The sequence below is a fragment of the Kitasatospora sp. NPDC034035 genome, assembly GCF_055575755.1.
The window spans coordinates 313,736-325,381 of the sequence record NZ_JBVISA010000004.1 but is presented as its reverse complement, the minus strand read 5'-3'; the positions used below and the strand labels follow the sequence as shown (position 1 = coordinate 325,381).

The window sequence follows — 11,646 nt, the reverse complement described above, 5'->3', positions numbered from 1 at the left end:
TGGCGATACCCTGGCCCAATGGCTCATGTCCCCGCCTCCGAACGCCGCCCGCAGCTGGTCCAGGCCGCCATCGACCTGATGGCCCGGGAGGGGATCGCCGCCGGCAGCACCCGGGCGATCGCGGCCGAGCTGGGCGTGGCACAGGCGACGGTGCACTACACCTTCGGCACCAAGAAGGACCTCTACCGGGCCGTCATCGAGCAGCTGACCGCCGAGTTCATCGGCTCCGTCCGCGCCGCCTCCCCGGGCGACGGCCCCTTCGGCGAGCAGGTCGGGGCACTGGTCCACGCCCTGTGGGAGAGCTCCACCGGCGAGGACGGGCGCTGCATGCTGCTGAGCGAGTTCGCGGCGCTGGCGATGCGCGACCCCGACCTGCAGGAGATCATGCGGGCCCTGCAGTACGAGACCGAGGGCACCGCGGTCGAGATGATCACCGCGCTCGCCGAGGCACACGGCCTGCGGCTCCCCGTGCCCGCCGAGGAGATCGCCGTCCACTTCCTGACCGGCTTCCACGGCCTGACCGACCGTTACCTGTCGCTGCGCGCCCCCGGCGAGCAGCCCGGCCCGGACACCCTGCGGGCGCTGGACCTGCTGGTGGCCACCACGGTCGGGCTCTGCCTGGGCACGCCCGCCCGCTAGGAGACGATCCGGACCGGCAGTTCGGCCAGCACCTCGCGCAGCGCGGCCGCGAAGCGCCCGTACTCGGCGCCGCGGGCCGAGCCCGGGCGGACGGCCAGCCCGATCCGGCGGCCGGGCGCCGGGGCGGCGAAGCGGACGGCGGCCAGCCGGTCGGCGCGACCGGCCTCGACGTCCAGCGCGGTGGCGGGCAGCAGGGTCACCCCGAGGCCGCCGGCGACGAGCTGGACCAGGGTGGACAGACCGGCCGCGCGGGTGGTCGAGCCCGCCGGGTCCGCGCCGACCTCACGGCAGATGTCCAGCGCCTGGTCGCGCAGGCAGTGACCCTCCTCCAGCAGCAGCACGTCCAGGTCGAGCAGGACGTCGCGGGGGACGTCGATCCGCCCGGCGAGCGGGTGGCCGGGCGGGGTGATCAGGACGAAGTCCTCGTCGAACAGCGGGATGTCCAGGGTCGGCGAGGTGCCGCCGGCCGGCAGCGCGAGCAGCAGGACGTCCAGGCGCCCGGCGGCCAGGCCCTCCAGCAGCGACGGGGTGCGTTCCTCGTGGACGTGAAGTTCCAGCTCGGGGAAGCGATCGCGGACCAGCCGCAGCACGATGGGCAGCAGGTAGGGCGCGACGGTCGGGATGACGCCCAGGTGCAGCGGCCCGGTGAACGGGCGGCGGGCGGCCTCGACCTCCTCGGTGAGGACCTGCAGCGAGGCGAGCACCCGGCGGGCGTGCTGGTGCACGCGTTCCCCCAGCGGGGTGATAATCACCCTGCGTGTCGTACGCTCGACCAACTGCGCGCCCAGCGACTCCTCCAGCGCCGCGACCGCCCCGGACAGCGCCGGCTGGCTGGTCCCGGTCGCGGCGGCGGCCTCCCGGAAGTGCCGGTGCTCGGCCACCGCGACGAAGGCCCGCAGCTGGGCGATGGTCGGGCTGCGGGGACTGCGGGCCGTGGCGCTCGTCACAGTCGGGTCGGCCTTGGCGGCGGCGCCCCGCCGGGAGCCCGGCCGCGACGTGGGGGATTCGGTACTGATAACAATCTCCGATCAGACACATCCAGTGTAGCTATTTCTCCGATCAGTCCACGATGTGGAATTGTGATGCGTGTCCGGAATCCGGACAAAGCTCCCCTCATCTCACTTCAGGAGAAGCGAACGTGCTCACGATCGGTGACAAGTTCCCCGAGTTCGACCTCAAGGCCTGTGTCGACCTGGACGCCGCGAACGCCTTCGCTGACATCAACCACAAGTCCTACGAGGGCAAGTGGAAGGTCGTCTTCTTCTGGCCGATGGACTTCACCTTCGTCTGTCCGACCGAGATCGCCGCGTTCGGCAAGCTGAACGAGGAGTTCGCCGACCGCGACGCCCAGATCCTCGGCGTCTCCGGCGACTCCGAGTTCGTGCACCACGCCTGGCGCAAGGACCACAAGGACCTGCGCGACCTGCCCTTCCCGATGCTGGCCGACGTCAAGCACGACCTGATGCGCGACTGCGGCGTCGAGGGCGAGGACGGCACCGCCCAGCGCGCCGTCTTCATCGTCGACCCGAACAACGAGATCCAGTTCGTCATGGTGACCGCCGGTTCCGTCGGCCGTAACCCCAAGGAGGTCCTGCGGGTGCTGGACGCCCTGCAGACCGACGAGCTGTGCCCGTGCAACTGGACCAAGGGCGAGGACACCCTCGACGCCCAGGCCCTGCTGGCGGGCTGATCCATGGCCCTCGACGACCTGAAGGCCGCCCTCCCGGACTACGCCAAGGACCTCAAGCTCAACCTGGGCTCGGTCATCGGCAACTCCGACCTCCCCGCCCAGCAGCTCTGGGGCACCGTGCTGTCCTGCGCGATGGCCACCCGCAGCCCCGGTCTGCTGCGCGCGCTGGAGCCCGAGGCCAAGGCCAACCTCTCCCCCGAGGCGTACACCGCCGCCAAGGGCGCGGCCGCGATCATGGGGATGAACAACGTCTACTACCGGACGCTGCACCTGCTCTCCGACAAGGAGTACAGCACGATGCGGGCCGGTCTGCGGATGAACATCATCGGCACCCCGGGCGTCGAGAAGGTCGACTTCGAGCTCTGGTGCTTCGCCGTCTCGGCCATCAACGGCTGCGGCCAGTGCCTCGACTCGCACGAGGCCGTCCTGCGCAAGGCCGGCGTCGAGCGTGAGGTCGTCCAGGCCTCGATGAAGATCGCCGCCGTCCTGCAGGCCGTGGCCGGCGTCCTCGACTCCGAGGCCGCCCTCGCCGCCGTCACCGCCTGACCCACCCGGCACCCCGCGCGGGCCCCTCCCGGACACCACGTCCGCGAGGGGCCCGCCGCCGTTTCCGGCCCTCCGGCGCCGAGGCGCGCTCAGTCCGTGGCGGGCCGGGCCGGCTGGGCGGGTGGGGCCGGGTGGGCGGCGGCGGTGTGCTGGGCGGCTTCGCGGGCGGCGGCGGCTTCGCGGGCGGCTTCGAGGGCGGTGAAGACGGCCTGGCCGGCCTCGTTGCGGCGGCGCAAGTGGGTGATCACGGTGTTGGTGACGGCGATCAGCGGGACGGCGACGACCGCGCCGCCGATGCCACCGATGATGCCGCCCGCCGCGACGCCGAGGACCACGCCCAGCGGGTGCACCCGGACCGCCCGGCCGAGGATCAGCGGCTGCAGGATGTGGCTCTCCACCTGCATCACCGCGATCAGCACCACCAGCACCATCAGCGCCGTCCACGGCCCCTGGGTGACCAGGGCGATCAGCACCGCGACGGTGCCGGTGACCAACGCGCCGACCAGCGGGACGAAGGCGCCCAGGAAGATGATCACGGCCAGCGGCGTGGCCAGCGGCACGCCCAGCAGTTCGATGCCGGTGCCGATGCAGACCGCATCGATGAAGGCCACGCAGACGGTGCCGCGCACGTAGGCGGTGAGCGTCGCCCAGGCCTTCGGGCCGGCGCCGGCCATCGCGAAGCGGGAGTGCCGGGGCAGCCCGCGCAGCGCCCAGTTCCAGATCCGCTCGCCGTCGTAGAGGAGGAAGAAGGTGGTGAAGAAGGTCATCAGCAGCGCGGTCAGCACCTCGACGGCGATCTGCGCGCCGGTGATCGAGGCCGAGGTGAGCTGATCGGTGTTGGTGGTGATCGCCTTGGTGATCTGGTCGGCGAAGTCCTTGATCTGCTGCTGGGTCAGGTGCAGCGGCCCGGTGATCAGCCAGTCCCGGAGCTGGTTGACGCCGTCTTTGACCTGGGCGGTGACGTCCGGCAGGTTGGTGCTCACCTGCCAGACCACGAACCAGCCGACCAGTCCGATCCCGGCCAGACCGCTCAGGAACACCCCGCCCGCCGCCAGCGAGCGCGGCGCCCCGCGCCGGCGCAGCCAGGACACCGAGGGCTCCAGCAGCGCGGCGATCAGCAGCGAGGCGAGCACCGAGAAGGCGACCAGCCGCAGCATGTCGACCACGTAGAAGACGACGTAGAGCGCGGCGCCGAGCAGCAGCAGCCGCCAGGTCGACTCGGCGGCCACCCGCAGCCCCCACGGCACCGCCTCGGCGGGGGTGGCGGGCCGGCCGGGGTGGTACTCGCGGCCGAGGCCCGCGTGCGCGGCGGGTGCGGCCGGGGCCGGGGTGGCGGGCGCGGGGGCCGCGGCGACCGCGGTGCCCGTCGGCCCCGCCGGCGGCGGGGCGGGATCGGTCCGGGGCACCGGCACCGGGCCGGGCGCCTCGACGACGGCGGGCCCGTGCCCTTCGGTGAGTGCAGGTCCCGCGGCGAGTGCAGGTCCCTCGGCGAGCGCGGGGACGGCGAGTTCATGCGGGTCCGCCGCCATCGCGGCGCGTCGGCGCCGTTCGATCACGGCGGCCGCGCTCGCCACCACGGCCATGCCCTTGGCCACGGCCTTGAAGGCCTTTCCGCCCCGCGCCATCCTCGCTACCACCGATCCCCTGCCCGGTCCGCCGTGCCCGGCGGTACGCCGCGGTCCTGCCGCGGCCGTCAAGGGATGACGCTACCCGGCGAGGGTGCGGCGAGTCCGGCCGCCGGTGGGTTCGACTCGAACACCTCACCCCGAGAACATGGACAAATCGCCCTGTTCCAGGTGGTTTCGGACCCATTTCGCTGGGGAGGAGTCGGGACAAGACCCGACGAGACCCGGAGGCCACACCTCCGGAGGGCAGCCGACAGCCAACCGCCGGCGGACCGGCCGGTGCGGGAAGCAACCAGGACCCCTTCCCGCGCCCCGCGTCCGCACCCAGGACCGCACCGCCCGAGAGCGCACTGGTCAGCGCAGCCCGGGCGGCGCGGTTCGCCTTTTCCCGGCCCGGCCGAACGTCGACACCCCCGGAACCGGCGCCCCGGAACCGGCGCCCCGAAAAGCGACGGCCCCCGGTCGCCCGCCCGGGAAGGGCGAGCGGCCGGGGGCCGTACGGAGTGCGCCGCCGGAGCGGCTGCCGCTCCTAGTACCAGTTGTGGGCCTGCCAGAACGACCAGGCGCCGCAGGGGCTGCCGTAGCGGCTGTTCATGTAGCTGAGGCCCCACTTGATCTGGGTGGCCGGGTTGGTGCGCCAGTCGGCACCGGCCGAGGCCATCTTGGTGCCGGGCAGCGCCTGGACCAGGCCGTACGCACCGGAGCTCTTGTTGGTCGCGGTGTAGTCCCAGCCGCTCTCGCGCTTCACGATCTGGCTGAAGCACTGGAACTGGGCGTCGTCGCCGACGATCTGCCGGGCCACGTCCTGGACCGAGCCGGGGCTGACCGAGACCGGGGGGGGCGTGCTGTCGTCGACGGCGGTCATCGCCGACCGGGCCTTCGACCGGTTCGCGGCCTCGGCGGCCTTGCGCTGGTCGTCGGCGGCCTTGGCGGCCTTGTCCGCGTCGGCCTTGGCCTGGGCGTCGGCCTTTGCCTGGGCGTCCGCGGCGGCCTGCTGGCGCGCGGCCTCCTCGGCGGCCTTCTGCTCCGCGGCGACCTTGGCAGCCGCGTCGGCGGAGGCCTGCTGGGCGGATGCCTGCTGGCCGATGTTGTCACTGATGGTCTGCGCCTGGGCGCCAGAGGGGACTTCGGCAAGCAGGGTCGCACCGGCGACGTCGACCGTCTGCATGGTCTTGCCCTCGCTGCCCGAGGCCATGCCCACGACGGCACCGACAGCGGTGACGGCGGTGGCGGAGGCCACAGCAACTCCCCGGACCGAGATCCGAGTCACATGGATTCCTTCCAGCATCGCCCACGCGTGACCGTGCGGACGCAACATGCCCCTTGGCACGGACCTCCGCACGGTGCTCTGGTCACGGGAGGTGCTGGCCCGGCGTCCGGCCGAGGTGAGGCGACCGGGCGTTGGAATCGGGCGGCGTACGGCTCATCGGTCTTCAATTGTGTGTCCACCGACCGGAGTTGGTGGACGTTCCGGGGCCTGACTCCCGGAGTCCGGAAGCCCTGCCGCGCCGTACGCGGGGCCTGACAGAACCCTCACCATGCCGCACCGGGTGCGGTCGACGCAATTCCCGTCCGCGTGGCGCATGTCACATTCACCGCCCCGGAGTTTTCCGGACGGAAAGCACTCGATGTGATGAAACGGATGGGGCCCGCTCCGTCAGGAGCGAGCCCCAGGGCGCAAGTTGACCCTATTGTCCGACTATGTCCCGATCAGGGACGGATCACGGGTTGATGTCCTCCAGCATCTCCGTGACCAGCGCCGCGATCGGCGAACGCTCCGAGCGCGTGAGCGTGATGTGCGCGAAGAGCGGATGCCCCTTCAGCTTCTCGACCACCGCCACCACACCGTCGTACCGGCCCACCCGCAGGTTGTCCCGCTGCGCCACGTCGTGGGTGAGCACCACCCGCGACCCCTGCCCGATCCGGGACAGCACCGTCAGCAGGACGTTGCGCTCCAGCGACTGCGCCTCGTCCACGATCACGAACGCGTCGTGCAGCGAGCGCCCCCGGATGTGGGTCAGCGGCAGCACCTCCAGCATCCCGCGGGAGATGACCTCCTCGATCACGTCCGGGGTGGTGACGGCGGAGAGGGTGTCGAAGACCGCCTGCGCCCAGGGGCCCATCTTGTCCGCCTCGGAGCCCGGCAGGTAGCCGAGTTCCTGGCCGCCGACCGCGTACAGCGGCCGGAAGACCATCACCTTGCGATGCTGCCCCCGCTCCAGCACCGCTTCCAGACCCGCGCACAGCGCCAGCGCCGACTTTCCGGTACCGGCCCGGCCGCCCATCGAGACGATGCCGATGTCCGGGTCGAGCAGCAGGTCCAGCGCCACCCGCTGCTCGGCGCTGCGCCCGCGCAGCCCGAACGCCTCGCGCTCCCCGCGCACCAGCCGGACCCGGCCGTCACCGGTGACCCGGCCGAGCGCGCGGCCACGTTCCGAGGTGAGCACCAGCCCGGTGTGGACGGGCAGTTCGGCGGCCCCGTCGAGGTCCACCGCGGCCTCGTGGCCGGCCGCGAACAGCGAGTCGACCTGGTCGGCCGGAACGTGCAGCTCGGACATGCCCGTCCAGCCGGAGGTGATCGCCAGCTCGGCCCGGTACTCCTCGGCGAGCAGGCCCACCGAGCTGGCCTTGATCCGCAGCGGCAGGTCCTTGGAGACGACGGTGACGTCGTAGCCCTCGGCCTGCAGGTTGCGGGCGACCGCCAGGATCCTGGTGTCCGCCTCGCCGCCGCCGGCGCGGTACCCGGCCGGCAGTATCGAGACGTCGGAGTGGTTGAGCTCGACCCTGATGCTGCCGCCGAGCTCGCCGACCGGGATCGGCTCGTCGAGCCGGCCGTGGCGGATGCGGTAGTCGTCGAGCAACCGCAGTGCCTGGCGGGCGAAGTAGCCCAGCTCCGGGTGGTGCCTCTTGGCCTCCAGCTCGGTGACGACCACCACCGGAAGGACGACCTCGTGCTCCTCGAAGCGGGTCATGGCGAGCGGGTCCGCCAGGAGCACGCTGGTGTCGAGAACGTACGTGCGCCGGTCTGGTGTCCGGCGGCTCTTGGAACTGACCACTAGGCCTCCAGAGCGGATGACCCTGCGTCATCCGCGGCAAGCCGGTCCCCGCTGCCCCGGTGGCCTCGGAACCGGACTGACTGGAGTATTCCCAGGCGGGGGGCGGTGCATTCACGCCCCCGGCGAACTGACGGATCATTGCCGGTGAACGTTTGGCCTCGTGTGGCAGCCGGGTAGGCCAGCCCTACGGCGGTCACTTCGCCCTGGGGCCGGCGAGCGGGGCCCCTTCCCCACGGGCCCGTGGGGCCGGGACTACAGACCCATCCGCCGGTTGCGCTGCTCGAACGCCCGCAGGGCGCGCAGGAAGTCGACCTTGCGGAAGGCCGGCCAGTACGCCTCGCAGAAGTAGAACTCGCTGTGCGCGCTCTGCCAGAGCAGGAAACCGGACAACCGCTGCTCGCCCGAGGTACGGATGATCAGGTCCGGGTCGGGCTGGTTGCGGGTGTAGAGGTGCTCGGAGATGTGCTCGACGGTCAGGATCTCGGCCAGTTCCTCGATCGAGGTGCCGCGCCCGGCCTGCTCCTGGAGCAGCGAGCGGACGGCGTCGGCGATCTCGTGCCGGCCGCCGTAGCCGACCGCGACGTTGACCGTGATGCCGTCGATGTCGGCGGTCTCGTCGGCGGCGCGCTTGAGCACGTCGGCGGTGTGCTGCGGGAGCAGGTCCAGCGCGCCGACCGGGTGGACCTTCCAGCGGCGGGCGGCGGCGAGGCCGGTGACGGCGTCCTCGATGATGCCGAGCAGCGGGACCAGCTCGTCGGCCGGGCGGTCCAGGTTGTCGGTGGAGAGCATCCAGAGGGTGACGACCTTGACGTGGGTCTCGTCGCACCAGCCGAGGAACTCGGTGATCTTGTCGGCGCCGCGCTGGTGTCCGTACGCGGTGGAGCCGCCGGTGGCCTTGGCCCAGCGGCGGTTGCCGTCCAGGATCACGCCGATGTGGTGCGGGGTGCGCGCGAGGTGGACCTCGACCCGGCGGCCGTAGAGCCCGTACATCCCGCCCAGCAGGGTGCGCAGCCCCGGCGTCCGTTCGGCGACATCGCGCAGACCCATGGTTCCCGGACCCCTCCGTGCTCGTTCAGCTGGTGCGTCACCGCCCCGGCGCAGCCTACTCCGGCACGCAGGCACACGGTAAAGCCGCAGGTAGCGGTCTGGTCACGGTCCTGTACGAAGTCTGTCGCGACGGGCGCGTCGCGGGACGCGAGGGGGCGTACGAGGGCCGCCCGGGAGCCGTTCGGGAGTGGTGCGGCAGCCATGCGGAAGCCGGGGCGGTGCGGACACGGAACGGTCTCCGGATCCTTAACGGAACCGTAAGCCGTCCGTCCGATGCTTGACGACCAGCAATGGTCTAGTCCAGCTTGTGACCCGGGACGGAACGACCCTCCTCCGGTCCCCTCCCCCAGGCTCACTTCGGACCTCCCCTCCCCCACACGCGGCCGCCGCGACCCCCACCGCGGCGGCCGCTCCTCCCCCAGGAGCGCCACCCCATGGCCCGTACGCTGAACCAGCCCTCGCACAAGCGCCGGCGCAGCCCCCTCCCGGCCGTCGCGGCCGGTGCCACCGCCCTCGCCCTGGCCGGCGGCGGCCTCGCCCTCTTCGCCGGCGGTGCCAGCGCGGCGGTCGGAAACCTGGTCACCAACGGCGGCTTCGACGGCGGGCTGGGCGGCTGGAGCTGCACCGGCGCCGCGACCGCCGTCTCCTCGCCGGCCCACTCCGGCACCGGCGCGCTGCAGGCCACCCCGAGCGCCGGCGACACCGCCGAGTGCACCCAGACCGTCAGCGTGCTGCCCAACACCAGCTACACGCTGAGCGCCTGGGTCCAGGGCCCGTACGTCTACCTCGGCGCGCGCGGCACCGGCGGCACCGACCCGTCCGCCTGGTCGAACCAGAACAGCTGGAACCAGCTGTCCACCACCTTCACCACCGGGGCGAACGCCACCAGCGTCACCGTCTACCTGCACGGCTGGTACGGGCAGAGCGCCTACCTCGCCGACGACGTCGCGCTGATCGGCCCCGGCGGCACCGGCACCCCGTCGCCGACCGCGTCCCCGACCGCCACGCCGACCGCGACGGCCACCGCCTCCCCCACGGCCACCGCCACGCCCACCCGGACGGCGACCCCGACCCCCACCGCCACGCCCACCCCCACCGCCACGGCAACCGGCACCACCCCGCCGGCCACCGGCCTGCCGGCGCACGCGGTCACCGGCTACTGGCAGAACTTCGACAACAACTCGACCCCGCAGCGCCTGAGCGACGTCCAGAACGCGTACGACATCATCGCGGTCTCCTTCGCCGACGCCGTGCCGACCCGGACCGGCGCGATCAGCTTCACCCTGGACCCGGGCCTGTCCAAGGCGCTCGGCGGCTACACGGACGCCCAGTTCCGCGCCGACATCAAGGCCAAGCAGGCGGCCGGCAAGAAGGTCGTCCTCTCCATCGGCGGCCAGAACGGCGCGATCACCGTCGGGGATGCCACCGCCGGCGCCGACTTCGCCAACAGCGCCTACGCGATCATCGAGGACTACGGCTTCGACGGCATCGACGTCGACCTGGAGAACGGCGTCCAGGCCGGCCCGCTCGGCGACGCCCTGCACGCCCTGCAGGCCAAGGTCGGCGCCGGCTTCGTCCTGACCATGGCACCCGAGACCATCGGGATGTACAGCACCTCCGGCGCCTACTTCCAGCTGGCGCTGAAGACCAAGGACATCCTCACCGTCGTCAACACCCAGTTCTACAACTCGGGTGGCATGAACGGCTGCGACGGCAAGGTCTACAACCAGGGCACCGTCGACTTCATCACCTCCCAGGTCTGCACCCACATCCAGGGCGGTCTGCGGCCGGACCAGGTCGGCATCGGCGTCCCGGCCTCGAGCAAGGCGGCGGGCGGCGGCTACGTCCCGCCGACCGTGGTGAACAACGCGCTGGACTGCCTGGCCACCGGCAACAACTGCGGCAGCTTCGTACCGCCGGCCAAGTGGCCGACCATCCGCGGCGCGATGACCTGGTCGACCAACTGGGACGCCGCCAACGGCAACGCGTTCTCCGACGCGGTCGGCCCGTTCGTCCACAAGATGCCGTAAGGACTCACCTTCCCCGGCGCGCCGCTCCTTGAGGGTGGGGCCCGCGCGCCGGCGGCGGGGCCCGTCGTACCACTCCGGTACGGCGGGCCCTGCCGCGTCCGCCGACGCTCGGAAGGGCTACCCGGCCAGCACCGCCGTGAGCGCGCCGAGCAGCAGGAACGGGCCCACCGGGACGTCGAGTCCGCGCACCGGGCGCCGGCGGACCAGGGCGGCGACGGCCCGCAGCACCGCCCAGAGACCGGCCAGCACCACCGCGGCGACCATCCCGCCGAGCGCCACCGACCAGCCGTACCAGCCGAGCAGTCCACCCAGCGTGAACCCGAGCGGGGAGTCCCCGGGCCCCAACGCCCGGGCCCAGACGGCCAGTTCGAGCACCGCGCCGACCGTCAGCGCCACCAGTAGACAGCGCAGCAGCACCCCCGTGCGCCCCTCGGCCAGCGCCGCCACCACCAGCAGCGCGGCCACCCCGCCGAGCAGCGGCAGGGTCAGCCGGTACGGCAGCCGGCGCACCCGCGCGTCGACGAAACCGAGCGCCACCCCGAGCGCGGCCGCCCAGCCCAGCGCCGCGGCCACCGGCCCGTGCGCCGCGTACGCCACCGCGACGGCGACCGCTGCCGCGACCGACTCCACCGACCACGGGCCCGCGCCCAGCCGCTCCCGGCAGCCCGGGCAGCGCCCGGTCGGCGGCAGCAGGCGCGCCGCTCGCCCGCAGGTCGGGCACGCCTCACGCCACGGTTCGCCCTCCGGCACCGCGAACCGGGCGACCAGCCCGCGCAGCGGCGGAGCCGCCAGGAGACCGACCAGCACCGCCGCGACCACGACCGGCACCACCGGCGCACCCCCTCCTCGATCGACGCACCGGCCCCATCCTCCCGCGCCGAGCGGGGTGCCGTCCGGCGGGCGGTCCGGTCCGCCGTCCGCCGGCGTCTGTCGCCGTCCGATGTGCCGTCCGTCTCGTTCCGGACCACGACCCGCCCGCGTTCCTCGCGTACGGGAGCATTCCGGACACCGCG

10 protein-coding genes are annotated in these 11,646 nt (G+C 72.7%); 4 read left to right on the top strand and 6 right to left on the bottom strand.

Translation table 11 applies throughout. The annotated features are described in order from the left end of the window. Nucleotides 1–18 precede the first annotated feature (18 nt). The gene (locus ACZ52J_RS08270) at nt 19–639 is read left to right on the top strand and encodes a TetR/AcrR family transcriptional regulator (RefSeq protein ID WP_360506523.1); all 621 of its coding nucleotides are present in this window, start codon (nt 19–21) and stop codon (nt 637–639) included. Here the strand turns inward: ACZ52J_RS08270 and ACZ52J_RS08265 are convergent. Next, on the bottom strand, nt 636–1,586 hold the full coding sequence (locus ACZ52J_RS08265) for a LysR substrate-binding domain-containing protein (protein WP_360506520.1): 951 nt from the start codon (nt 1,584–1,586) through the stop codon (nt 636–638). The genes ACZ52J_RS08270 and ACZ52J_RS08265 overlap by 4 nt on opposite strands. Nucleotides 1,587–1,777: 191 nt before the next feature. Here ACZ52J_RS08265 and ACZ52J_RS08260 point away from each other — a divergent pair, with 191 nt between their 5' ends. Then, complete coding sequence (locus ACZ52J_RS08260; protein ID WP_360506517.1) at nt 1,778–2,329, top strand: peroxiredoxin; 552 nt, start codon at nt 1,778–1,780, stop codon at nt 2,327–2,329. A gap of 3 nt (nt 2,330–2,332) precedes the next feature. After that, a complete protein-coding gene (locus ACZ52J_RS08255) occupies nt 2,333–2,875 on the top strand; it encodes an alkyl hydroperoxide reductase (protein ID WP_360506514.1) in 543 nt (180 codons plus the stop codon). Between the two features lie 89 nt (nt 2,876–2,964). Here the strand turns inward: ACZ52J_RS08255 and ACZ52J_RS08250 are convergent, their stop codons facing one another. The 4 genes from ACZ52J_RS08250 to ACZ52J_RS08235 all read right to left on the bottom strand — a co-directional run bounded on the left by ACZ52J_RS08250 (nt 2,965) and on the right by ACZ52J_RS08235 (nt 8,603). After that, complete coding sequence (locus ACZ52J_RS08250; RefSeq protein WP_465616794.1) at nt 2,965–4,500, bottom strand: AI-2E family transporter; 1,536 nt, start codon at nt 4,498–4,500, stop codon at nt 2,965–2,967. A 529-nt stretch (nt 4,501–5,029) separates the two neighbouring features. Then, entirely contained in the window at nt 5,030–5,770 is a 741-nt protein-coding gene (locus ACZ52J_RS08245) for an aggregation-promoting factor C-terminal-like domain-containing protein (RefSeq protein WP_465616792.1), read from the bottom strand. Nucleotides 5,771–6,221: 451 nt separating this feature from the next. Further along, nucleotides 6,222–7,556, bottom strand: a complete 1,335-nt coding sequence (locus ACZ52J_RS08240; protein WP_465616790.1) for a PhoH family protein — start codon at nt 7,554–7,556, stop codon at nt 6,222–6,224. Between the two features lie 252 nt (nt 7,557–7,808). Beyond that, nucleotides 7,809–8,603, bottom strand: coding sequence for an isoprenyl transferase (locus ACZ52J_RS08235; RefSeq protein ID WP_360506502.1), 795 nt, complete (start codon nt 8,601–8,603; stop codon nt 7,809–7,811). 434 nt (nt 8,604–9,037) lie between these two features. Here ACZ52J_RS08235 and ACZ52J_RS08230 point away from each other — a divergent pair, with 434 nt between their 5' ends. Next, a complete protein-coding gene (locus ACZ52J_RS08230) occupies nt 9,038–10,633 on the top strand; it encodes a chitinase (RefSeq protein WP_465616788.1) in 1,596 nt (531 codons plus the stop codon). 117 nt (nt 10,634–10,750) lie between these two features. Here ACZ52J_RS08230 and ACZ52J_RS08225 read toward each other — a convergent pair whose 3' ends face one another. Further along, nucleotides 10,751–11,464 (bottom strand): A24 family peptidase, encoded by a 714-nt coding sequence (locus ACZ52J_RS08225; RefSeq protein WP_465616786.1) that lies wholly within the window; start codon nt 11,462–11,464, stop codon nt 10,751–10,753. Between the last annotated feature and the right edge of the window lie 182 nt (nt 11,465–11,646).

Coding starts and splice junctions, on each gene's coding strand:
- ACZ52J_RS08255 (WP_360506514.1), top strand. CDS start 2,333: ATGGCCCTCGACGACCTGAAGGCCGCCCTCCCGGACTACGCCAAGGAC.
- ACZ52J_RS08235 (WP_360506502.1), bottom strand. CDS start 8,603: ATGGGTCTGCGCGATGTCGCCGAACGGACGCCGGGGCTGCGCACCCTG.
- ACZ52J_RS08230 (WP_465616788.1), top strand. CDS start 9,038: ATGGCCCGTACGCTGAACCAGCCCTCGCACAAGCGCCGGCGCAGCCCC.
- ACZ52J_RS08270 (WP_360506523.1), top strand. CDS start 19: ATGGCTCATGTCCCCGCCTCCGAACGCCGCCCGCAGCTGGTCCAGGCC.
- ACZ52J_RS08250 (WP_465616794.1), bottom strand. CDS start 4,500: ATGGCGCGGGGCGGAAAGGCCTTCAAGGCCGTGGCCAAGGGCATGGCC.